Origin of the sequence: Bacillus sp. FSL R5-0523 (genome assembly GCF_037975295.1) — a bacterium.
In the GTDB taxonomy this organism is placed as follows: Bacteria; Bacillota; Bacilli; order Bacillales; family Bacillaceae; genus Bacillus; species Bacillus subtilis.
Window position 1 is genome coordinate 3,987,951 of the sequence record NZ_CP150251.1, and the last position, 22,828, is coordinate 4,010,778.

20 protein-coding genes, 4 tRNA genes and 1 pseudogene are annotated in these 22,828 nt (G+C 45.6%); 7 read left to right on the forward strand and 18 right to left on the reverse strand.

The features are described 5' to 3' along the window. The first annotated feature begins 60 nt into the window (after positions 1–60). Both rapG and NYE53_RS20435 read left to right on the forward strand, forming a co-directional pair. The gene (rapG, locus tag NYE53_RS20430; protein ID WP_014478534.1) at positions 61–1,158 is read left to right on the forward strand and encodes a response regulator aspartate phosphatase RapG; all 1,098 of its coding nucleotides are present in this window, start codon (positions 61–63) and stop codon (positions 1,156–1,158) included. Beyond that, positions 1,159–1,275, forward strand: a complete 117-nt coding sequence (locus NYE53_RS20435; protein WP_003226961.1) for a Phr family secreted Rap phosphatase inhibitor — start codon at positions 1,159–1,161, stop codon at positions 1,273–1,275. 234 nt (positions 1,276–1,509) lie between these two features. Here NYE53_RS20435 and rocF read toward each other — a convergent pair whose 3' ends face one another. The 3 genes from rocF to rocD form a co-directional block, all read right to left on the reverse strand. Then, on the reverse strand, positions 1,510–2,400 hold the full coding sequence (gene rocF / locus NYE53_RS20440; RefSeq protein WP_003226959.1) for an arginase: 891 nt from the start codon (positions 2,398–2,400) through the stop codon (positions 1,510–1,512). 72 nt (positions 2,401–2,472) lie between these two features. Then, on the reverse strand, positions 2,473–3,876 hold the full coding sequence (locus NYE53_RS20445) for an amino acid permease (protein ID WP_077670829.1): 1,404 nt from the start codon (positions 3,874–3,876) through the stop codon (positions 2,473–2,475). A 222-nt stretch (positions 3,877–4,098) separates the two neighbouring features. Beyond that, on the reverse strand, positions 4,099–5,304 hold the full coding sequence (gene rocD / locus NYE53_RS20450) for an ornithine aminotransferase (RefSeq protein ID WP_033882758.1): 1,206 nt from the start codon (positions 5,302–5,304) through the stop codon (positions 4,099–4,101). Between the two features lie 240 nt (positions 5,305–5,544). On the opposite strand from rocD, the gene rocR reads away from it, so the two are divergent. Beyond that, positions 5,545–6,930 (forward strand): arginine utilization regulatory protein RocR, encoded by a 1,386-nt coding sequence (gene rocR / locus NYE53_RS20455; protein ID WP_003244510.1) that lies wholly within the window; start codon positions 5,545–5,547, stop codon positions 6,928–6,930. 147 nt (positions 6,931–7,077) lie between these two features. On the opposite strand, the pseudogene NYE53_RS20460 reads toward rocR, so the two are convergent. From NYE53_RS20460 to dnaB, 14 genes and pseudogenes are all read right to left on the reverse strand, one after another. Next, positions 7,078–7,209: pseudogene (locus NYE53_RS20460) on the reverse strand (hypothetical protein). Between the two features lie 20 nt (positions 7,210–7,229). Continuing rightward, entirely contained in the window at positions 7,230–8,432 is a 1,203-nt protein-coding gene (gene htrC / locus NYE53_RS20465) for a serine protease HtrC (protein WP_327828813.1), read from the reverse strand. Between the two features lie 81 nt (positions 8,433–8,513). After that, positions 8,514–9,308 carry an MBL fold metallo-hydrolase gene (locus tag NYE53_RS20470; protein ID WP_268556091.1) on the reverse strand — a complete coding sequence of 265 codons (795 nt, stop codon included), beginning with the start codon at positions 9,306–9,308 and terminating at the stop codon, positions 8,514–8,516. A gap of 21 nt (positions 9,309–9,329) precedes the next feature. Beyond that, positions 9,330–10,172, reverse strand: a complete 843-nt coding sequence (walI, locus tag NYE53_RS20475; protein ID WP_003226937.1) for a WalRK two-component regulatory system regulator WalI — start codon at positions 10,170–10,172, stop codon at positions 9,330–9,332. Beyond that, on the reverse strand, positions 10,159–11,526 hold the full coding sequence (gene walH / locus NYE53_RS20480; RefSeq protein WP_032722849.1) for a WalRK two-component regulatory system regulator WalH: 1,368 nt from the start codon (positions 11,524–11,526) through the stop codon (positions 10,159–10,161). The genes walI and walH overlap by 14 nt, the downstream gene beginning before the upstream one ends. Further along, entirely contained in the window at positions 11,516–13,351 is a 1,836-nt protein-coding gene (gene walK / locus NYE53_RS20485) for a cell wall metabolism sensor histidine kinase WalK (RefSeq protein ID WP_009968432.1), read from the reverse strand. The genes walH and walK overlap by 11 nt, the downstream gene beginning before the upstream one ends. Before the next feature lie 7 nt (positions 13,352–13,358). Then, entirely contained in the window at positions 13,359–14,066 is a 708-nt protein-coding gene (gene walR / locus NYE53_RS20490; RefSeq protein WP_003244363.1) for a cell wall metabolism DNA-binding response regulator WalR, read from the reverse strand. 383 nt (positions 14,067–14,449) lie between these two features. Next, positions 14,450–14,522, reverse strand: a tRNA-Phe gene (locus NYE53_RS20495). 35 nt (positions 14,523–14,557) lie between these two features. Then, positions 14,558–14,634 (reverse strand) — tRNA-Asp (locus tag NYE53_RS20500). Between the two features lie 81 nt (positions 14,635–14,715). Further along, positions 14,716–14,787, reverse strand: a tRNA-Glu gene (locus NYE53_RS20505). Positions 14,788–14,796: 9 nt separating this feature from the next. After that, a tRNA-Lys gene (locus NYE53_RS20510) sits at positions 14,797–14,872 on the reverse strand. A gap of 224 nt (positions 14,873–15,096) precedes the next feature. Continuing rightward, a complete protein-coding gene (gene purA, locus NYE53_RS20515; RefSeq protein WP_003226929.1) occupies positions 15,097–16,389 on the reverse strand; it encodes an adenylosuccinate synthase in 1,293 nt (430 codons plus the stop codon). A gap of 204 nt (positions 16,390–16,593) precedes the next feature. After that, positions 16,594–17,013 (reverse strand): VOC family protein, encoded by a 420-nt coding sequence (locus NYE53_RS20520; RefSeq protein ID WP_339246586.1) that lies wholly within the window; start codon positions 17,011–17,013, stop codon positions 16,594–16,596. Between the two features lie 121 nt (positions 17,014–17,134). Continuing rightward, positions 17,135–18,499, reverse strand: a complete 1,365-nt coding sequence (dnaB, locus tag NYE53_RS20525) for a replicative DNA helicase (protein ID WP_003226923.1) — start codon at positions 18,497–18,499, stop codon at positions 17,135–17,137. 169 nt (positions 18,500–18,668) lie between these two features. On the opposite strand from dnaB, the gene NYE53_RS20530 reads away from it, so the two are divergent. Next, the gene (locus NYE53_RS20530) at positions 18,669–18,869 is read left to right on the forward strand and encodes a DUF2188 domain-containing protein (protein ID WP_003226922.1); all 201 of its coding nucleotides are present in this window, start codon (positions 18,669–18,671) and stop codon (positions 18,867–18,869) included. A gap of 47 nt (positions 18,870–18,916) precedes the next feature. On the opposite strand, the gene NYE53_RS20535 is transcribed toward NYE53_RS20530, so the two are convergent. After that, positions 18,917–19,120 (reverse strand): hypothetical protein, encoded by a 204-nt coding sequence (locus NYE53_RS20535; RefSeq protein ID WP_015250806.1) that lies wholly within the window; start codon positions 19,118–19,120, stop codon positions 18,917–18,919. A 120-nt stretch (positions 19,121–19,240) separates the two neighbouring features. On the opposite strand from NYE53_RS20535, the gene NYE53_RS20540 reads away from it, so the two are divergent. The 3 genes from NYE53_RS20540 (at position 19,241) to NYE53_RS20550 (ending at position 22,819) form a co-directional block, all read left to right on the forward strand. After that, the gene (locus tag NYE53_RS20540) at positions 19,241–19,381 is read left to right on the forward strand and encodes a YycC family protein (protein ID WP_003242786.1); all 141 of its coding nucleotides are present in this window, start codon (positions 19,241–19,243) and stop codon (positions 19,379–19,381) included. Positions 19,382–19,453: 72 nt separating this feature from the next. Next, entirely contained in the window at positions 19,454–20,662 is a 1,209-nt protein-coding gene (locus tag NYE53_RS20545; RefSeq protein ID WP_003226917.1) for a CynX/NimT family MFS transporter, read from the forward strand. A gap of 105 nt (positions 20,663–20,767) precedes the next feature. Then, positions 20,768–22,819, forward strand: coding sequence for a glycosyltransferase family 39 protein (locus NYE53_RS20550; protein WP_339246589.1), 2,052 nt, complete (start codon positions 20,768–20,770; stop codon positions 22,817–22,819). The last annotated feature ends 9 nt before the right edge of the window (positions 22,820–22,828 follow it).

Consider the following 22,828-nt stretch of genomic DNA (forward strand, 5'->3'; position numbering starts at 1 on the left):
AGGTGTTACTATCAGAATAAGCAACTGAGATTGATAAGTCACTAGAGAAAGGAGTTTCACATGAATAAGATTGCACCCGCAGAAATCGCTAGCATGCTCAACGATTGGTACCTTGCCATCAAGAAACATGAAGTTGAAGAATCCTCCCGTTTATTTGAAGAAGTGAAGCCTTTATTGGATGACATGGAAGAGGATCAGGAGGTGCTGGCCTACTTCTCCTTATTGGAACTGCGCCACAAGGTTTTGCTTCACGAGGCGAGAGGACAGGGCTTTCAGCATGAGGAGCCTTCTCATATGAATGCTACGTCTGACATGCTGAAATATTACTTTTTTCTGTTTGAAGGCATGTATGAGGCCTATAAAAATAATTATGACATTGCCATTGGGCTGTATAAAGATGCAGAGCAGTATCTCGACAACATTCCCGATCCGATTGAGAAAGCCGAATTTCACCTGAAGGTCGGAAAGCTCTATTATAAGCTGGGACAAAATATTGTATCCCTCAATCATACACGGCAAGCGGTCAAAACGTTCAGGGAAGAGACTGATTATAAAAAGAAGCTGGCTTCAGCGCTGATTACCATGTCAGGCAATTTTACAGAGATGAGCCAGTTTGAAGAAGCTGAGGCTTATTTGGACGAAGCAATTCGGATCACGAGTGAATTAGAGGATCATTTTTTTGAAGCCCAGCTTTTGCATAACTTCGGCCTTCTTCATGCGCAAAGCGGCAAATCAGAAGAAGCGGTTTCGAAATTAGAAGAGGCCTTACAGAACGAAGAGTATGCCCGCTCCGCCTATTATTATCATTCTGCCTACCTGCTGATACGAGAGCTGTTTAAGATCAAAAAGAAAGAACAGGCCTTATCTTATTACCAAGAAGTGAAGGAAAAATTGACTGCTGAGCCGAATAGAATATGTGAGGCAAAAATAGACATTTTATATGCCATTTATGCAGAAGGGGGTCATGCGGAAACGTTTCACTTATGCAAACAACATATGGATGACTTGTTGTCCGAGAAAGAGTATGACAGTGTAAGAGAACTTTCCATTTTGGCTGGCGAACGGTATAGGGAACTTGAGCTTTACAAAGAAGCTGCCCACTTTTTTTATGAAGCATTACAAATTGAAGAACTGATTAAACGAACGGAGGTTATATAAATGAAAAGATTTCTGATTGGCGCAGGCGTCGCAGCGGTGATTTTATCAGGTTGGTTTATTGCAGACCATCAAACCCACTCACAGGAAATGAAAGTCGCTGAGAAAATGATTGGATAAATGAAAAACCCCCGCGGGTGCGGGGGTTCAATTTAACGAAAGAATCCTAAAACGGTTTGTAGTTTTAGGATTCTTTCATCTTTTCAGCGTGATTGAAAACCCTTGAAGTCTAGGAAGAACGAGCATTGGAGCGCAGCGAATGTTTGGAATTCGTGAGCACCGAAGCGCAGGCCTGACAACGAATGCGAGGGTTTGTCGACACGCTGAAACCCCCGCGGTGCGGGGGTTTTCTTATTACAGCAGCTTCTTCCCTAACAGGGATTCTACGAGCTCTACTGCTGTTTTGCCTGTTTTGTTTTTGTGATCAAGGATCGGGTTAACCTCAACGAATTCGGCTGAGGTAATGATGCCTGCGTCATACAGCATTTCCATAGCCAGATGGCTCTCCCGGTAGCTGATGCCGCCGACGACAGGGGTTCCGACACCCGGTGCGTCGTTCGGATCAAGTCCGTCCAGATCAAGGCTCAGATGGACGCCATCACATGCTGATAAATAATCAAGGGTTTCTTCAATGACCTTTGTCATGCCAAGACGGTCGATTTCGTGCATTGTGTACACCTTCATGCCGCTTTCCTTAATGTACTTGCGCTCCCCTTCATCAAGTGACCGGGCGCCAATGATAACGACGTTTTCCGGTTTGATTTTAGGCGCGTAGCCTTCAAGGTTAACCAGTGACTCGTGGCCAATGCCGAGGCTGACCGCGAGCGGCATGCCGTGAATATTGCCCGATGGTGAAGTTTCAAGTGTATTCAAATCGCCGTGCGCGTCATACCAGATGACGCCGAGATTATCGTAATGCTTCGCTGTGCCTGCAAGCGTGCCGATCGCAATACTGTGGTCACCGCCCAGGACAAGCGGGAATTTTTTCTCTTCAATGACTTTGTTGACCTTTTGCGCGAGTTTTTCATTTCCCGCCAAAACGGAATTCAGGTTTTTCAGTTCCTCGTCATTTTTTATTTTTTCGCGGTTGATCGGAATGTCACCAAGATCCTCAACCGTATACCCCATGTCTGACAGCCGCTCGATCAGATGAGCGTACCGGATGGCACTCGGGCCCATATCTACTCCGCGTCGTGCTTGTCCTAAATCCATTGGCATTCCAATAACCGAAATCGTTTTATCCATCTGTGATTCCACCTCAACATTTAAGATAATGTCCTATGCGGGTTATAACAAAGATGACTTACGGACAACGTTTTAAAGCTCTAGCTGACGATTCGCCTGCTGGCGTTTTTTAATGACGACATGATAAATGATGTAGCAAATGACCATAAACGGTACGCCGCAATACAGCGCGATACGCTGCTCCGGATCAAATGCAAGGCTGATGAGCACGACCGTATTTAATGTTAGGCCGATCAGCGGAAGCACCGGGTACAGCGGTGTTTTAAATTTCAAATCTTCTATCTTCCCGCCCTCACGGATATATTTGCGTCTGAACATGATCTGGGAAAGCGAAATCGCGATCCAGCCGACCTGAGCACTCATGCCCGCCAATGATAACAGCACCATATATACGGTTTCAGCCGCCGCCACTTTTGACAGAAGCGACAGGCAAGCCACAGCCATCGTTACAATTAACGCGTTCAGCGGCACACCTCGCTGATTTGTTTTGCCGAGCGCTTTGAAAGCCTGTCCTTCATTCGCCATCGCGTACAGGATACGCGTTGATGCGTATAAACCTGAATTCGCAACAGATAACAGCGCGATTAAAATAACAAAGTTCATGATATCAGCTGCATATGGGATTCCGATTTGCTCAAATACGGCAACAAATGGACTTTCCACGACACCCGCCTGTTTCCACGGAATCATGCCGGCAATGACAATGATTGAAAGCACAAAGAAGACAAGCGTTCTCCATACTGTCTGTTTGATCGACCGCGGAATCGTTTTTTCAGGGTTTTCACTTTCTCCGGCCGCAACCCCGATCAGCTCAGTTCCCTGGAACGCAAAGTTCACGGTAATCATCGTTATCAATATGGCCTTTATGCCGTTCGGAAATAACCCGTCTTCATAAAAATGTGTCAAAAACGGCGCCTGCTCTCCGCCCTTCAGATCAATCAGGCCAAACATGGCAGCTCCACCGAGAATAATAAATAAAAGGATAATCAAAATTTTAATGCCTGAGAACCAGAATTCAGATTCCGCAAAGGCTTTTGTGGTGATCGCATTTAAAATAAACATCAGTGCCGCAAAGACCAGACACCAGATCCACACGTCTATATGCGGAAACCAGCGTTGCATCAGCTGCCCCGCTGATAAAAATTCAATGGCGCATGTAACCGCCCAGCCGAGCCAGTACAGCCAGCCGAACGCAAACCCGAAGGCCGGGCTGATAAATTTTGTCGCATAGGTCTGGAAGGACCCCGACACAGGAAAGGCGACTGCCAGCTCTCCTAAGCAGAGCATGGTCAAAAACATGATAAAGCCGCCCACTAAATAGGACAGAACCGCGCCGAGCGGTCCCGCTTGGTTAATGGTAAACCCGGTTCCAAGGAAGAAACCGGTTCCGATCACTCCGCCCAATGAAATCATGAACAAATGGCGTGATTTCATTGTCCGCTGGAGCTGATTTCCGTTATCTTGGTTTGTATTCACATTCTGCACCCCTTCAGCAACTTGTATTGGATCTAAGCTGGAACATCTGCATGGTGCTATCCCAGTTTGCTGTCCAAAGAGTCTCTATCTATTTAATATAAAATTCACTTCTTCTCATAAAGATACATTATACTAAAATACTGTAGCTGAGCAAATAGGGAGTGCTGATTTTTCTGTTGTAAATTTATACAAACGAAGTGAATATCCCGCCATGGTGCGGATTTATGCGTTTTGCAGCACGTGCTTAATTTTCTCTATTGCCCAATCCAAATCCTCTTTGGAAATGATTAATGGCGGTGCAAAACGAATGACTGTATCATGCGTTTCCTTGCATAAAAGCCCTTCTTCCTTCAAACGCTCACAATACGGACGTGCCGCTTCAGTCAATTCCACACCGATAAACAGCCCTCTGCCGCGGACTTCTTTAATAACCGGGTTGTCAATGCTCTCAAGCTCGCTTTTAAAGTATTCGCCAAGCTCAAGAGAACGATCCGCCAGCTTTTCATCCTCCAGCACTTCTAATGAAGCGATAGACACTGCACATGCAAGCGGGTTTCCGCCAAATGTTGAGCCGTGTGAGCCAGGGTTAAACACGCCTAGGATCTCGCGGTCCGCCGCAATGCATGAGATCGGGAACACACCGCCGCCAAGCGCTTTGCCCAAGATATACATATCCGGAACAATGCCGTCCCAGTCACAGGCAAACGTCTTGCCTGTACGTCCGAGACCCGTTTGAATTTCATCCGCAATAAACAAGACATTCTCTTCCTTACAAATCGCCGCCGCTTCCTGTAAAAATCCTTCAGGCGGAATCACAATGCCCGCTTCGCCTTGAATCGGTTCAAACAAGAATGCCGCTGTATTCGGCGTAATGGCCTGTCGAAGCGCTTCCACATCGCCGTAAGGAATGAGTTTGATTCCCGGGAGCATCGGGCCGAATCCTCGTTTATATTCCTCTTCAGAAGAAAGAGATACCGCCAGCATCGTGCGGCCGTGGAAGTTCCCGACACATGCGATAATTTCCGCTTGATTGTCAGCTACGCCCTTCACTTCATACGCCCAGCGTCTCGCCGCTTTCACCGCAGATTCAACCGCTTCGGCTCCTGTATTCATCGGCAGAATCATCTCTTTGCCTGTCAGTTTAGCTGTTTTTTCGTAAAACGGCCCAAGCTGATCGTTATGAAACGCGCGTGACGTGAGGGTGATTTTATCAGCCTGATCCTTTAATGCCTGAATGATTTTCGGGTGTCTGTGCCCCTGGTTTACCGCAGAGTAAGCACTCAGCATATCCATATATTCATTGCCTTCCGGGTCCTTTACCCAAGCACCCAGCGCTTCAGAAATAACAATCGGGAGCGGATGATAATTGTTGGCTCCGTAATGAGACGTCTGATCAATAATTTCTTTGGATTTAGATAAAGCTGGCATATTTAAATTCCCCCTTGTTTTCTGTTTCAACATGTTATCCTGCTTTCCCTTTATATAAATGCAAGTTCTGTGCCAAATCAAGAATTCGTGTGTTTTCTACAATTTTCGAGGACAAGGTGCAAAAACATTCTGATATTTCGAGCAAAAATTCCCGCAAGTGCAAAATTTTTTTGCATATCCTCTCCACTTTTTTATAAAATAGAAGCAATATTAAGAAAATAATTGAGGGAGGTTCATACAGTGGTCAAAGACAGCGAATTCCTCACATTGGTTTTTCAGAGTATTTTAGATGAAATCGATGTTGGCCTGCACGTGGTAGACGAGCATGGAAACACAATCGTTTATAACAATAAAATGATGCAGATTGAAGATATGGAGAAGCATGACGTCTTGAATAAAAACCTGATGGATGTGTTTATGTTTTCAAAGCAGCAGGACAGCACACTGGTACAGGCTCTTCAGGAAGGCAAGACGATTAAAAACGTCAAACAGAGCTATTTCAATAATAAAGGCCAAGAAATTACGACGATCAATCATACTTATCCCATCGTCCAAGACGGCAAAATCAGGGGCGCAGTTGAAATTGCCAAGGATGTGACAAAGCTTGAACGGCTGATCAGGGAGAATATGAACAAAAAAGGCAGCACAACCTATACGTTTGACAGTATTCTCGGCACCAGTCCGGCCATTCAAGACGTCATCGAAAACGCCAAGCGGGCAACCCGTACGTCATCATCTGTGCTTCTCGCAGGCGAAACCGGTACGGGAAAAGAACTGTTCGCGCAAAGTATCCATAATGGAAGCGATCGTTCTGGCGGCCCGTTTATTTCGCAAAACTGTGCGGCGCTGCCAGACAGCCTTGTGGAAAGCATCTTGTTCGGAACAAAAAAAGGCGCGTTTACCGGCGCTGTCGACCAGCCCGGCCTGTTTGAACAAGCCCATGGCGGCACACTGCTGTTAGATGAAATCAACTCGCTGAATCTCAGCCTTCAGGCGAAGCTGCTGCGCGCCCTTCAAGAACGGAAAATCAGGCGCATCGGGTCAACAAAGGATACACCGATTGACGTACGTATTATTGCCACGATGAATGAAGATCCAATTGACGCGATTGCCGGCGAACGAATGCGGAAGGACTTGTATTACAGGCTGAGTGTCGTCACACTGATCATCCCGCCGCTTCGGGAACGAAAAGAAGACATTTTGCTTCTCGCATCGGAGTTCATCCAGAAAAACAACCATCTGTTCCAAATGAATGTTGAACACATCAGCGATGACGTGAAGCAATTTTTCCTATCTTATGACTGGCCGGGAAATATTCGTGAGCTTGAACATATGATCGAAGGCGCAATGAATTTCATGACGGACGAGCAAACGATCACAGCTTCCCATCTGCCCTATCAATACCGCATGAAAATCAAGCCGGCTGACATCCCAGAGCCGGAAACACCAAGACACCAGCCGGCCGCGGACTTAAAAGAAAAAATGGAGAGCTTCGAAAAATATGTGATAGAGAACGTGTTAAGAAAACACGGCCATAACATCTCGAAAGCTGCTCAGGAGCTTGGCATCAGCAGACAAAGCCTCCAATATCGGCTCAAGAAATTTTCTCACTCGTCTAACGAATAATCCGGGGCAGGAAGCCTGATCAGAAAAACAGTGCCTCTGCCGATTTCTCTTCAATCGTCCCATTGGGGCTAACGATAATAGATTTGGCAAGGCCTAATCCGAACCTCCATATTTCCGGGAGAATGCTGAGAATGGAGGTATTTGCAGCTAACTGCCATTTGCTGCTGTTTCACGTGTAACATCCATCTTGTATTTTTCTTCATATTCGATATATCCTTTTCAACTGAACGGGCGTGACCCCTGTTCAGTTTTTTTTTGCATATCAAAACAGCCTGGCAAACGATGCCAGACTGCTTTTATTAACTGCCTAATTGGTCTGCGGAGGACAGCTTGATGTCTACAGATTTTTCTTTTCCGCCGCGGTAAAACTTCACCTTCACCCGGTCACCGACTTTTTTCTGATAAAGCCGTTTTCGCAGGTCAACAATATCATTTACTTTGTATCCGTCAAATTCCGTGATGACATCCAGTTCCTTCAGTCCCGCTTTTCCGGCAGGTGAAAAGGCGTCTACACCCATCACAACCGCTCCATTGGTGACGTTCTTAGGAAGCTTTAATGTTTCATCCCAATGATAGCTTGCAATGTCGCTTAGCGATTTCATCTCAATCCCAAGGAACGGGCGTTTGACCTTTCCGTATCTCTCTAAATCCTCTATCACAGGGATCACGAGCTTAGATGGAATCGACAGGCCAATCCCTTCAACCGCCGACTCCGCAATTTTCATTGAATTGATGCCAATGACCTTCCCATCCATATTTAACAAAGCACCGCCGCTGTTCCCAGGGTTAATGGCCGCATCTGTTTGCAGGACTTCTGCGTTCCAGTCAGGCTGTCCATCACCGTTTGAATCCACGGGGATCGCCCTCTCCGTACCTGAGATGACGCCTTGTGTGACAGAGCCTGCAAACTCAAGGCCTAACGGGTTCCCGATCGCAATAACCGGCTCCCCAGACTTCACTTTATCTGAATTTCCGAAATCTGCGACTGCTTTAATTTTATTGCTTTTCACCCGTAAAACGGCAAGGTCCATCAGCTGGTCGCTGCCGACAAGATCAGCTGATACACGTGAACCGTCTTTCAAGCTGATTTCAATTTGTGAAGCGCCTTCGATGACATGATGGTTGGTCACGACATAAGCGGAATGGTCATTTTTCTTATAGATGACGCCAGAGCCGCTCCCAGCCTCGCCGCTCTCTCCCCGTATATCTGATTTTTGGATGTTCACAACACCCACAACGGCGGGCGACACATTGCTGACAATCTTGGTGACCGTATTGTTGACACTGACATTCACCGTCCTGATTGATTCCCGGCCGTTGTTGTTTTGCTGCTGATCTAAGGCGCCTGTATCCAGCCCTTCATTTGAAAGGTACGGCATGATAAACGCCATTAATACGGCACCGACAATCACGCCAATCAGACTCGAAAGAAAATATCCTTTTTTGCTTCTCTTTGGCTGTTCAGGAGTAGTATGTTCTTCCTCACGTTCGTAATCCACCATATTCCATCCTTTCCAAGAACGTTAATATGGTTATATTGTGGGTTAGAAACTCCTAGAATAGTCATGATTTACATAGAAAAATTATACAGCGCAAAGCGGAGTGGCCTTCTTCGGATCGGTGTCATATAAGTCAAATGTCTCACCCGTCACAAATCCTTTAGAAGCCAATGTCTGCTGCACGGACATTCTTGCCAGCTCCTTCATGTTGTTGTCCTGGCTCAAATGCGCCAGGTAAATACGAGACGTCTCATCGCCAATGACATCCGTCATCGCCAAGGCAGCATCTTCATTTGACACGTGCCCGACGTCACTTAAAATCCGCCGCTTAATGCTCCATGGGTATCTTCCCATTTGCAGCATACCGACATCGTGATTGCTTTCAAACACAAACACATTCGCTGAACGGATAATGCCTTTCATTCGGTCGCTGACATATCCCGTATCTGTCATTAACGCGAGCTTTCGGCCGTTATAATGGAACACATAAAACATCGGTTCGGCCGCATCGTGGGAGACGCCAAACGATTCAACATCAAGTCCGCCGAACGACTTTACCGTCTCCATCGGAAATATAAACTTTTGATCGGTGTCAATTTTGCCGATTTGATTCTCCATCGCTTTCCAAGTCTTCTCGTTCGCATAGATCGGAAGCTTGTACTTTCTGGCGACGACACCAAGGCCCTTAATATGGTCACTATGCTCATGCGTCACAAAAATGCCGTCTACATCATCCAGCTTACGCCCGATCTGCGCCATCAGCCCATCCATGGCTTTTCCGCTCAAACCGGCGTCCACTAAAAATGCGTGATCCTCTGTTTCGAGGTAAAACGCATTTCCCGTACTCCCGCTCGCAAGTACGCTAAATTGCAAGCTCATGTTTGTCTCACTCCATTATTTTCATTGATCTGTATCTAAAATCGTACTCTCCAAAGCATTCACAGTAAAATACTCTTGTACTGTCTTTTTCTCACCGTTCACTTTTTTCTCGTACTCGACCGTAATTCTCCATACCGGCGCCAGCACCTGCGTACTTGTCAGCGGATATTGTGCTACATAGCCGAATTTACAGCTCTTCACAGTGCTGTATTCTTTTAATTGATTTTGATAGTACAATAGCTCAACCGCATCCATTTCAGTAATTAAGCTTTCTTTCTGGATTTGCTTGAAGGTCTCAAGCGTAGTCTGGTCGTATGACACAACCTCGTTTTTACCGTTTAAGTGCAGCACCACTTGCCCGATCATATTAGAGGGATTGTCGGTCTTTTGGTAAATATAATGGCCTTCGTACGTTTGGAAGAAAATAATTTCTTTCTTCGATTTATCAACCTTCCAAAGCTTATATTTTTCGCCATCTTGAATTTTCGAAGAAACAAGTGCCTGAGCATCGTCCTCGATATCCTTCTTTGATAGGGCTATTGGATTTGCGAACTTCATTTTCAGGCTCGTTACTTTATGATCATCACTAGGCATGTCCATCAAAGGCTTTTGATCCTTCAGCGCCTCAATTTCCTCCTTGGTGAAGGCTTTTTGATTTGCCGTGATCCGATAGCCTTCTGTTGCTTCCTTATTCAAACCCTCATACGTGATATGATCGGCCTTCATGTCATGCTCGACATCATTTTTAATGACTTCATATTCCTTGCCGGTAGCCTGCCATTTTTGAAAAAACTGATAGCCTAAGAAAATATCTAAAATGAGGAAGGCAACGATGAAGATTGATTTTGTCTTATTCCACTCCACTGTTGGCCCCCTCCTTCCTCAATAAATCCTTTGTAATCGGCACAATTTTTCCATTTACTTTCATCGCCCAAACTGGTTCCAGTTCAACGAGAGGATCATCGTTGGTTGATGTTGATACCAATTGATAAGCAAGGAAGATCTGATCAATTTTGTCCGTATCATAAGCGGTTTGTTTCGAAAGCAGCATCCTCACTTCGCTGCCGCTCATGAGCTCTGTTTCACTTGTTTTAATCGGATTCGTTCCGAGACTGTAATTCGGCCGCTTATAGCTGAGAATATCATCATTCGCCCATTGCACCGTAATCGCCGATGTCGCTCCGAAAGGTTTGGCGGTGCTGTTAATGACCGGAATCTGATCCATAAAGATATAGAAGCTCAGCTGCTGGCTGTCATTGATATTGAAAAATTGATAGTGATCCGTCCAGCTTCCGGTATCCTCAAGATATTTTTGGCTCTTTTTGATTAATTCACCTGTTTGATAGGATGTGCTCTGCACCAAATTGCGCTGCTGGAATTGCACCTGTCGCTGGCTTAGATTCACATCTAAACGGCTGATCCCATCTGTCAGCACATTTCTGTTGTTGTAATTCGAATCTTCTCTTACAATGCTCGGATCGCTAAACAAAGCCTGCTTAAAGGTATTTGTTTTAATCGATTCTGTGACAAATTCTTTTTTGTCCATCGTAAGCGGTTTGTTCGGCAGCAAGAACTCTTTCTTTGAGCCAATGGAGAACAAACTGAACGCCGGCATATTTGATTGCCTGTTTTTCAAGTCGTTCATAATGTTCCGGTAGTTTGCTGATTCAACCGTCACTTCAAGAATGAGCTGCTTGCTGTAAGACACCAAATAGATTTTCTTGTTTGCTTTTGTTTCATTGAACGGGATCAGAATATGGTCAAACGAACTGTATTCAAACGACTGATTAGACCATTTAAACAGCGTTTGGAAAATATCAATCGGAATCGTATCGCTGAATTGTAAGTCAAGCTTGGCTTCAGAACCGCCTATTCCATAAAACCAGCTTTTGAATCCAGCCTTGTCATACTGATCCGAAATATCTTTAATCCCTTTCACATCCCAATGCGGCAAGTCAGACCAGATTTCTTCATAGAGGGCATTGTCATCCACTTTGTAATGAGCGCCGTCATCATGGATAAACATGTCCCTTGGCCTTACCGTTTCAGACAGCTTTTGGGTGGTTTTTTCGATTTTATGTTTTACACGAACAGTAGACTCTGTTGAGGATGAGCCTTCAGAAAAGTTTGGCTGGAACGTCCATATCCCCCATGTAAAAACAAGACTGATGACGACGAGTACCGTAAGTAATATCGTTTTTATATTTTCACGCTTCATCCCAATCATCCTCTTGTTCCTCTTTATATGGAAGAGTAAATGTAATCGTCGTGCCTTTTCCTTCTATGCTGTCCGCCCAAATATCTCCACCGTGCGCCTGTACCATTTCCTTGGCAATCGCCAATCCCAGACCGGTGCCGCCAAGCTTTCTCGTTCTCGCTTTATCCACCCTGTAGAAGCGGTCAAAGACTTTTTCGACATCTTTTTTCGGAATGCCGATCCCTTCATCCTTCACGCTGATATAGAGAAGTTCTTCCTCTTCATTGACATCAATCGAGAACGTGACATGTCCGCCTTCCGGTGAATATTTTAAAGCGTTAGAAATAATATTATCGAGCACCTGCGTTATTTTATCCTGGTCAATCTCGACATACAGATCTCTGTCCGGCAGATTGCGGATAAACTCCACATGCTGCTCTTTTGTCATTTCAAAACGGTCAATAATAAGTGACATAAACCGGACAATCTGAATCCATTCCCGGTTAAATTGATAATCTTTACTGTCAAATTTCGACAGCTGAAGCAGATCATTGACAAGCCGGATCATACGCTCTGTTTCATTTTGCGTCACCATTAAGAAGCGCGGAGCAATGTCTTTATTTTCCCACGCGCCTTCAGCTAACGCTTCTAAATAGCTGCGCATTGTCGTAAGCGGCGTCCGCAGCTCATGTGATACATTCGCAACGAATTCTCTGCGTTCCTGATCCATTTTCTCTTGTTCGGTTACATCGTAAATGACAGCGATTAAACCATCAATTTTGCCGTGTTCCCTTTGAATCACAGAGAAATTCACGCGAAGCACCGTTAATTCATCATCGCGCTCAATTTCAAGCAGCATAGAATCCTGCTGCTCCACTAAATCTTCAAAAGTATAATTCTCTTGAAGCCCCAGCAAACTCGTAATCGGCATTTCTAAGGCTGTTTCACGTGAAACGTTCAACAGCTCCAGCGCCGGGCTGTTTAAGAGAATAATCGCTCCGTTTCGGTTTGTGGCGATTACGCCGTCTGTCATATAGGCAATGACAGAGGCTAGCTTTCTGCGTTCTCCTTCAGTCATCGCTTGGGCATCTTCAAGCTCTCTCGTTAAGTGGTTAAACGTTGTGGCCAGCTGCCCAATTTCATCATGCCCGTACTTTTTAACCTTCCTCGAGAAATTCCCTTTCGCAAGCTCCATCGCCTGCTTTCGCATATCTGAAAGCGGGTGGGTAATGGTTCTTGCCAGAAAAATACCGAGAAGAGCCGTCAAAACAAGTGCCAAACCTGTGCCGGACGCCAGTATCGTGTTGATCGTCTTCATTTGATTAAAGACATCTTCCATACTCGCGACAACATAGATCGCGCCGACAACCTCTTGGTTTTCAGTCATGACGGGCTTCGCGGAAATAAGAACTCTGATTTTGCTTTTCGGGTCATAATATTTTCTTAAATACGACTGTTTGGTAGAAAAAATTCTTTTGAAAATCAGATCGGTCGTTTGTTTCCCTGCCACTTCCTCACCATACGGCTTTGAAGAACCGACCACTTCATAGCTTTTATCTACAAAGCTAATTTCCCGAACCTCATCACTTTTCGTGAAGTCATTCAAAATACGGCTGACGTCATCCTTTATGACGGTGCTGTCGTTATCGCTCTTATATTCTTGTTCGATATAATAAGAAAGGTTGTCGATTCGCTGATTCAGCGATTGTTCATAAGAGCTGATTAGCGACTTCTCTACCTGATTGACAAAATACACACCAATGATTTGCATGGCAATGATAATCAAAAGCACATAAATCAAGGTAATCTTAAATTGGATCGACCGAAAAAAACCAACCTTATTCATATGGGCATTAGTCCTGTTCTGGGTTTCTCAAGTAATAACCTACACCGCGGCGTGTGACGATCCAATTTGGATGGCTCGGGTTGTCCTCGATTTTTTCACGAAGCCGGCGGACTGTTACGTCAACCGTTCTGACATCGCCGAAGTAATCATAGCCCCAAACGGTTTGAAGCAAATGTTCACGGGTCATCACTTGTCCGATATGTTTTGCTAAATAATGAAGCAATTCGAACTCACGATGAGTCAATTCGATTGTTTCGTCTCGTTTTGATACAACGTACGCGTCAGGGAAGATGACGAGAGAGCCGATATGAATCTCGTTAGAGGAAGGCTCTTCCTCCGCAGGCGCTGTTGTCAGCTGGCGGCGCAGGTTCGCTTTTACACGCGCCAAGAGCTCGCGTGTGCTGAATGGTTTTGTGACATAGTCATCAGCACCGATTTCAAGCCCGATAACCTTGTCAATTTCTGAATCCTTAGCCGTCAGCATAATGATTGGCATATCGTATTTCTTTCTGACTTCGCGGCATACTTCAACGCCGTCTTTATTCGGGAGCATAATATCTAAAAGAATTAAATCAGGCTGAAGCTCTTCTACCATTTCAACGGCTTCGTTTCCGTCGTGGGCACAGTGCACTTCATAGCCTTCTTTTCTTAAGTTAAATTCCAATATATCTGCAATCGGTTTTTCATCATCTACTACAAGGATCTTTTTATCCATCATTTTGATTTTCCTCCTGCCGAATGACTTCATTTCATCTATATAACATTCGTTTCATCACTTATGGCCCATGTAAAGAATGGGTCCTTGTCTATTATAACGGTTTAAGGTCAAAAGATAAAAAAAATAAAGGTTTAGAAAAAAAACACATGTTTCACCTTTATCGCCAGTTGTTTATCTATTGTCATGCTGGTCAACTTTTTTTAAAAAAGATAACTTTATTGAAACCTCCCCTCACCGGAGTGCGTCTTTATCAATGACGTCTTCTTCTTTGAACCGGCCGCAGGGCCGGTTCTCCCTTTTTCTTCTATTATAACACTCCTCATGTTTGCCTTTTTCCTAAAAGAAAAAACGCACCTACGATTGCAGATGCGTTTGGTAAGTGGCTCGGGACGGAATCGAACCGCCGACACACGGATTTTCAGTCCGTTGCTCTACCAACTGAGCTACCGAGCCAAATGTTTTATTTTTCTCTACTAAGTAAAGTAAAATGGCGGTCCGGACGGGACTCGAACCCGCGACCTCCTGCGTGACAGGCAGGCATTCTAACCAACTGAACTACCGGACCTTACAGTAATTGCCCGGAGAGCTGTCGTGTCAGCTCTCACAGACAAATAAGGAATTTAGCAATAACGCTAAAGTAAATCAATGACCCGTACGGGATTCGAACCCGTGTTACCGCCGTGAAAGGGCGGTGTCTTAACCGCTTGACCAACGGGCCTTCACGAAATGGTGAGCCATGAAGGACTCGAACCTTCGACCCTCTGATTAAAAGTCAGATGCTCTACCAACTGAGCTAATGGCTCTTAAAGATGTCGGAATTTCTATAGAGCAAACGACTTAGATCTAGTTCTTATCTCGTACTCTATTGAAGCAGTTTCCGTAACAACGAGATTTATAATATCACGAACAAATAGAAGTGGCAATAACTTTTTTGGTTTTTTTTCATATTTTTTTCTCAGACCAACTTATATGCGGCTTTCAAACAAAAAACAAGCCCCTTATATAGGGGCTTGCAGACATATTCTATTTAGTTCGCACGGTACACACTGCGAAGGACATTTGTTTGTGAGCGGTCTGGACCGACAGAGAAAATAGAAAGCGGAATGCCTGTCAGCTGAGACACACGCTCAAGATAATGGCGCGCATTTTCCGGAAGCTCGCTCAAGCTCTTCGCACCTGTAATATCCTCAGTCCAGCCTGGCATTTCTTCATATACCGGCTCACATTCAGCAAGTGCTTTAAGACTTGCTGGGAATTCTTCAATAATTTCGCCTTTGTAGCGGTACGCCACACAGATTTTCAACGTTTCAATTCCTGTTAGGACGTCAATAGAGTTCAGAGAAAGATCTGTAATTCCGCTCACACGGCGGGCGTGGCGGACAACAACGCTGTCAAACCAGCCGACACGGCGCGGGCGGCCTGTTGTTGTTCCATATTCGCGTCCGACTTCACGGATTTGATCGCCGATTTCATCTTTCAGCTCAGTCGGGAAAGGACCGTCGCCGACACGAGTCGTATATGCTTTTGATACACCGACAACGTGCTTGATTTTGGTCGGGCCGACACCAGAACCGATCGTGACACCGCCGGCAACCGGGTTAGATGACGTAACAAACGGGTATGTTCCTTGGTCGATATCGAGCATAACCCCTTGTGCGCCTTCAAATAATACACGGCGCCCTTCATCAAGAGCATCGTTCAAGACAACAGATGTATCGCAAACATATTTTTTAATCTGCTGGCCGTACTCATAATATTCGTCTAAGATATCCTCAAGTTTAAACCCTTCTGTCTCGTACATTTTCTCGAGAAGACGGTTTTTTTCTTCAAGATTGCGCTCAAGCTTTTCCGCAAACGCGTCACGGTCTAACAGATCCGCGATGCGAATTCCGATGCGGGCTGCTTTATCCATGTAAGCAGGACCGATTCCTTTTTTCGTTGTGCCGATCTTGTTAGCCCCTTTACGCTCTTCTTCCACTTCATCCAATTTCAAATGATACGGCAGAATGACGTGAGCTCTGTTGCTGATTCTCAGGTTATCTGTACTCACGTTGCGCTCATGAAGATACGCAAGCTCTGTGACTAATGCTTTCGGATCTACAACCATTCCGTTTCCGATTACACACGTTTTATCCTTATAGAAAATTCCAGACGGGATTAAGTGAAGCTTATATGTGATTCCGTCAAACTTGATTGTATGCCCTGCGTTATTTCCGCCTTGATAACGGGCGATCACTTCTGCATTTTCTGATAGGAAATCTGTAATTTTACCTTTTCCTTCATCGCCCCATTGCGTACCTACTACAACTACTGAAGACATGTCCGTGCACCTCCGTTAACCTTTCAAAACGATTCTATTCAAACAAATCAAGTTTATCAGTGAAGAAACAGAAAGTCAATTGTAAATCCGAACATTAAATTATTGCAAATCTATATTCGTTCGCTTTCATTCGTTTTATAAGCGTTTTCTCACTACTTTGTCATAAAAAGCTTGGAAACTTTCATCCTTTAGCATAAGAAAGAATCACTTGCCTGATATCCCTTTTGAATTCATTAAAACGACCCGCCAGCCGTCCGGGTCCTCTATCGTCACGCCCCCATTGCTCCAGTACGGGTTCTCTGATTCGACCTCTTGATAGCCCATGTGCTTTAGCTTTGAAGTGATCGCTGCCAGTTCATCTGCATTCGGCACATAAAAAACAAGAAGGCTGTCGGGATGGGGAACGGGGGCAGTGCTTCCCCCTTCATACTGGGTGAATTCCAAATGATAATCGGCATGAGGAAGGCCGAACATGACACCGTCATACCCGTTATGCTTTGAAAACTCTCCTATTCGTTTCAAACACAGTCCCTCTTCGTAAAAACGAATAATCTCATCAAGCTGGCCCGTAGGACGCGCAATTCGGATTTGTGCTGCTTGAAAAGACGAAAAACGTTTTCCCATATTGTTACCATCTCCTTTTTGCACCATTTTATTAAAACGCTTTCAAATTTTCATCCGCTGAGCGAACGGTATTTCTTCCATCTTTCGAATGAAAAAAAACCCCAAGAGCAGCTCTTGGGGCTTATGCGCCGGGCGGAACGCCTGCGTCATCAAAACGCCGTTCCAGGTTGACGAATTTGTTGTATTCTTTTACGAACGCAAGAGACACAGTTCCTACCGGGCCGTTACGCTGTTTGGCGATAATAATTTCGATAATATTTTTATTCTCGGTTTCTTTGTCATAGTAGTCATCACGATAAAGGAACGCGACAATATCCGCGTCCTGCTCGATACTTCCTGATTCCCGGATATCAGACATCATCGGACGTTTATCCTGACGCTGCTCAACACCCCTGGAAAGCTGAGAAAGCGCGATAACAGGGACTTGCAGCTCCCTCGCAATCGACTTCAGTTCACGGGAAATTTCAGATACTTCCTGCTGACGGTTGTCCTTTGAACGACCGCTTCCCTGAATCAATTGCAGGTAATCGATCAAAATCATGCCTAGCCCGCTTTCCTGCTTCAAGCGGCGGCACTTGGCACGGATTTCACTCACCCGAATACCCGGTGTATCATCGATGTAAATCCCGCTGTTCGACAGGCTTCCCATTGCCATCGTCAGCTTGCCCCAATCCTCTTCGGTCAGGTTACCTGTACGGAGATTCTGGGCATTGATATTTCCCTCGGCACAGAGCATACGCATAACGAGCTGCTCTGCACCCATCTCAAGACTGAAAATCGCTACGCTCTCATCGGTCTTTGTCGCCACGTTTTGTGCGATGTTCAGGGCAAAGGCTGTTTTCCCTACTGACGGACGGGCAGCCACAATGATCAAGTCGTTGCGCTGGAAACCCGCAGTCATCCGGTCAAGCTCCGTAAACCCTGTTGGAATTCCCGTGATATCACCTTTTCGATTATGAAGCTGTTCGATATTATCATAGGTCTGGACAAGGACGTCCTTAATATTTTGGAAGGCACTCGTGTTTTTGCGCTGTGCCACTTCCATAATCGTTTTTTCCGCTTCACTGAGCAAATCCTCGACCTCATCCTCACGGGTATACCCGTCTTGAGCAATCGTTGTCGCAGTTCTGATTAATCGGCGAAGAATCGATTTTTCCTCAACGATTTTCGCGTAATATTCTATGTTAGCCGCTGTCGGCACCGAGTTTGCGATATCTGTCAAATATGAAATGCCGCCTACTTCTTCCAGCAGGTCTGTGTTCGCAAGCTCTGATGTTACTGTCACCAGATCAACCGGTTCACCTCGGTCACCGAGCACCAGCATCGCATTATAGATTTTTTGGTGGGACATTCTATAGAAATCATCTGGAATCAATACTTCTGAAGCCAGTGTTAAAGCAGACGGCTGTAAAAAAATAGCGCCTAACACGGCTTGTTCGGCTTCTATATTTTGCGGAGGAAGCCGGTCATTCAGAAGGTCTGTCATGCTAAGCACCGTCCTCTCATTAAAAAATCTCCAACCTCCATTCTACCATTTCTACAGAAAAAAAATAGAAAAATTGTCTGTTTCCTGTTTTTTTCAGTTAGCAGATTGGATCGTTTCGGACAGTAACAAGGCGGGAAAAATGCAATAAAACATGAGGGAGGAATGAAAGATGATAAAGAAATATGCGATTACACCTAATGTTGATGCGGACGGCTGGTTTATTGAGGTGGAGAATGTAGCGCCGACAGCTTTGTATACGTCTAAAGACGCCGCTATTGAAAAGGCCAAACAGGTGGCTAAGGAAAACAGTCCGTCTAAGCTTGTAATTTATGACCAGTTTAAAAATGTGGAAGAAGAACACTCATTTTAATGAATGAAAGCCTTCGCTGCAGCGAGGGTTTTTTAGCGGTTATCGGTTTATTTCATCCATTGGATGCCTATGTGCATCATCAAATCTGCCGCTTTTTGATACAGATCCCACTCCCCGATCGAAGCAAATTTCCCCATCAGCTCCTGAAGCTTTAACCTCACTGCTATATATTCTTCGAAAGTGACAGCTTTTTCAGTGTCTATTTGGTGTTCCTTCAGCATTTGTTTTAATAAGGATAACGGTGCGTGCATAAGAACCCTCCTTACCTCTTTTATAACGGTCATTTTCCGATCGCTCTATTCCTTTGTGACATCTTCTTACATTTCACATCTGATTCTTGTACAATGGACAGAAGAGAGGAGGGATCTTTTGTGAGACCTTTGCAAATTTCTGCTGAAACTGCACAAAAGCTTGCAGAGTCCTTGAATCTGCCGCTTGAACAGATCATGCATATGCCTCAGCATATTCTGCTTGCCAAAATGGCTGAACTGCAAAAAGAGGACAAATCATAGCCTTCATTCACATACTTGCTTACCTGTTTCGGGATAATATCATGTATATGTTAGAAAAGAGGAGTAACTGCTTTGCCACATCCACATAATAAAAAAATCCAATCATTTTGGCTGATCACCGGCATTATCTTTATCGCCTTTAATTTACGGCCCGCGATCACTTCAGTCGGTCCGGTCATCAGCTCTATCCGGGCAGAGCTGCACATGTCCAATGGGGCAGCCGGTTTTTTGACCGCACTGCCGCTGCTTTCGTTTGCAGTTCTTTCTCCGCTTGCACCTAAGCTTGGACAGCGCCTCGGAAATGAGCGAACTTTATGGCTAGGTCTCGTGATACTGCTGATCGGTGTTTTGACTCGTTCTACCGGCTATACTGCCGCTTTGTTTTTCGGAACGGCACTTATCGGCGTCGGGATTGCGATTGGTAACGTACTTTTGCCAAGCTTAATCAAACATAAATACCCTGAAAAGCCAGGGATCATGATCAGCCTGTATACGACATCAATGAATATATTCGCAGCTTTAGCATCGGGTGTCAGCGTTCCTTTAGCGACCCAGATGAATGGCGGGTGGAAACAAGCCTTTCTCTTATGGGGCGGGCTGGCTTTGCTTGCATTGCTGATCTGGATACCTCAGCTGCGCCATCGAGATACGGCAAACCAGACAATGAAGCTGCAATCCAGTTCCATTTGGGCTTCCAAAATGGCATGGTATGTCACCATCTTTATGGGCCTGCAATCGTTTTTATTTTACAGCAGCATCGCTTGGTTTCCTGAAATTCTCCGTTCACACGGGATTGATACGGCAACAGCCGGATGGATGGTATCACTCATGCAATTTGCGAGTCTGCCTTCCACTTTTCTGACGCCAGTTTTAGCTGACCGTGTGAAACAGCAGCGCGGTATCGTTGCGGCGCTGGCCTCAGTTTATCTGATCGGCCTCTGCGGATTATTAGCGGGCGGAAGCCATACATTGCTTGCCATCTGGATGATCATTATCGGTATCGGGCAAGGCTCCAGCATTAGTCTGGCGCTCACTTTGATTGGTCTCCGCAGTGAAAATGCCCAACAGGCCGCTGCGCTGTCAGGCATGTCTCAGTCATTCGGCTACCTGCTGGCAGCAGTCGGGCCAATCTTTGTCGGCTATCTCTTTGACCAGACGCATTCTTGGACGATGCCGATTGTGCTTCTTATTGCTGCCCTGATCGTAATGGGAGCAGCTGGACAGGGAGCCGGACGAGATCGATACATTTTTCAGTCAGAAAAACAAAGAAATTCAGCATAAAAGCGGGAAAAATATCTCCGCTTTTTTCTTTGAATATTTATGGTTTATTCATAAGTTTTTCATATTTGTTTTTTACAATTAGACACCATAAAGAGGTGAAAAACGATGAAAACCAAACGATTCGACGCAGCCCTTATTTTTATTTTGCTGGGAGCAGCTTTTTTGAATACGTATCACATTTGGCAGGAGGACACAGCGAACCAGTACTATTTGGCGGCTGTAAAAAGCATGACGCAAAGCTTCCATAATTTCTTTTATGCGTCATTTGACCCTTCTGGATTTGTGACAGTAGATAAGCCTCCTGTCGTGTTATGGATTCAAACGATTTTCGCACTGATTTTCGGTGTTCACACGTGGAGTGTCATCATTCCCCAGGCTCTTGCCGGAGTTGGGTCTGTATTCCTTCTCTACAGAATGATTAAGCCGACTTTTGGAATTGGAGCGGCCCGCATTGCCGCACTTGTCATGGCACTGACCCCTATCGCAGTAGCTGTCAGCCGGACAAACAATATCGACAGCATGCTTGTTTTTACCTTATTGCTCGGTTCAGCTTGCCTGTTTCGGGCAGTAAAACAAGGCAAGCTGGTTTGGCTGCTGATGGCATTTGCCCTAATTGGGCTCGCCTTTAATATGAAGATGATGCAAGCGTTTATGGTATTGCCTGCATTTGTGTTATTCTACCTAGTTGCATCTCGGGTTTCTCTAAAGAAAAAAATCGGGTCCCTGCTTCTGTCTCTTGTCCTTCTGACAGGCCTTTCACTCTCATGGGCGATTGCAGTGGATTCAGCCTCTTCCTCAAGCCGGCCTTATGTAGGAAGCAGCCAGACTAACTCAGTGCTAGAACTGGCCTTTGGCTACAATGGCACAGAGCGTCTGCTTGGGCAAACTACGGGCCTTGCAAAGGGTGATATGAATGCTGCTGGCGGAGGGAACATGCAGAATCAAGACAACATGCAAGCGCCAAATGGCAACGGTTCATCTTTTTCTCAGAACGGAAATCAATCATTCGGAAACCATTCACAGGCGCCTCAGCCGCCTAACGGACAAACCGGCGCTCTCAATGGAGGCGGAGGCACACCTCCCACAGGTGGCAACGGGCCTGGAAATGGAGGGCCTGGCGGCGGAAAAAGCATGAATATGTTCGGCACCGGTGATCCTGGCCCGCTTCGTCTTTTCCAATCAGCACTTTCCGGCCAAATCAGCTGGATGCTTCCATTCTCATTGATCGGATTACTGGGCGCAATCGTCAGCTGGTACCGTGATCGCCGCGGACATGCTGCTAAAATGAAAGAAACGCTATTCTGGGCGGCTTGGCTTGTTCCCGTGGCTGGTTTCTTCAGCATCGCAGGATTCTTCCACCAGTATTATTTGATTATGCTGGCACCGCCGATTGCCGCCCTTTCTGGTATCGGATGGTATACGATGCACCGCTTATACAAAAATAATAAAGACTGGTCCAGCTATCTTCTGCCGGCAGCCGTCTTGATCACAGCCGTGTTTCAGATGTATATTCTGAGCGCTTATACAAGCCAAATCGGCAGTGTATGGATGTATGTCCTGGGGCTCTTAGGACTGAGCATCACCCTTGCACTTCTGATGCTTAAACGCAGCCATCCGTTCAGTAAGCTGCTGACCATCATCAGCTTGTGCGTTCTGCTTCTCACACCAGTTTACTGGTCAGCAACGCCGCTTCTATACGGTGGCAACAGCGTCCTTCCTGAATCCGGCCCGCAGCTCAAAGGCTCAGCAAACGGCGGGAACATGTTCTCTTCAGAGGTCGACAGCGGGCTCCTGTCCTATCTGAGAAAACACAATACCGGCGAAGAATATTTATTTGCTACTTTGACAACCGTAACAGCTGCGCCATACATCATTTACGAAAATGAATCTGTTATGGCAATGGGCGGATTTAACGGCACGGATCCCATTCTGACTGTGTCGGAACTGAAAAAACTGATCAACGAAGGCAAAGTGAAATACTTCCTTCTGTCAGAAAACAACTCAGGCAACAGCGAACTTGTTTCCTGGATTAAGAAAAACGGAAAAGAAATAACATCTGACGAGTACAGCGGTTCCTCCAGCAGCACAAACAGCGTGCAGGGAATGCGAGGAGGACCTGGCGGAGAAAGCCAGCAAACTCTTTATCTCGTGGAATAAAAAAGAGGC

Bases quoted from the DNA above. Each gene is read 5' to 3' on its own strand.
- rapG (WP_014478534.1), top strand. From the start codon at position 61: ATGAATAAGATTGCACCCGCAGAAATCGCTAGCATGCTCAACGATTGG.
- NYE53_RS20520 (WP_339246586.1), bottom strand. From the start codon at position 17,013: ATGGGAAAACGTTTTTCGTCTTTTCAAGCAGCACAAATCCGAATTGCG.
- htrC (WP_327828813.1), bottom strand. From the start codon at position 8,432: ATGGTGGATTACGAACGTGAGGAAGAACATACTACTCCTGAACAGCCA.
- NYE53_RS20535 (WP_015250806.1), bottom strand. From the start codon at position 19,120: ATGCACGCACCGTTATCCTTATTAAAACAAATGCTGAAGGAACACCAA.
- NYE53_RS20550 (WP_339246589.1), top strand. From the start codon at position 20,768: ATGAAAACCAAACGATTCGACGCAGCCCTTATTTTTATTTTGCTGGGA.
- walH (WP_032722849.1), bottom strand. From the start codon at position 11,526: ATGAAGCGTGAAAATATAAAAACGATATTACTTACGGTACTCGTCGTC.
- NYE53_RS20530 (WP_003226922.1), top strand. From the start codon at position 18,669: ATGATAAAGAAATATGCGATTACACCTAATGTTGATGCGGACGGCTGG.
- dnaB (WP_003226923.1), bottom strand. From the start codon at position 18,499: ATGACAGACCTTCTGAATGACCGGCTTCCTCCGCAAAATATAGAAGCC.
- rocD (WP_033882758.1), bottom strand. From the start codon at position 5,304: ATGCCAGCTTTATCTAAATCCAAAGAAATTATTGATCAGACGTCTCAT.
- rocF (WP_003226959.1), bottom strand. From the start codon at position 2,400: ATGGATAAAACGATTTCGGTTATTGGAATGCCAATGGATTTAGGACAA.
- purA (WP_003226929.1), bottom strand. From the start codon at position 16,389: ATGTCTTCAGTAGTTGTAGTAGGTACGCAATGGGGCGATGAAGGAAAA.
- NYE53_RS20435 (WP_003226961.1), top strand. From the start codon at position 1,159: ATGAAAAGATTTCTGATTGGCGCAGGCGTCGCAGCGGTGATTTTATCA.
- NYE53_RS20470 (WP_268556091.1), bottom strand. From the start codon at position 9,308: ATGAGCTTGCAATTTAGCGTACTTGCGAGCGGGAGTACGGGAAATGCG.
- walK (WP_009968432.1), bottom strand. From the start codon at position 13,351: ATGAATAAGGTTGGTTTTTTTCGGTCGATCCAATTTAAGATTACCTTG.
- walR (WP_003244363.1), bottom strand. From the start codon at position 14,066: ATGGATAAAAAGATCCTTGTAGTAGATGATGAAAAACCGATTGCAGAT.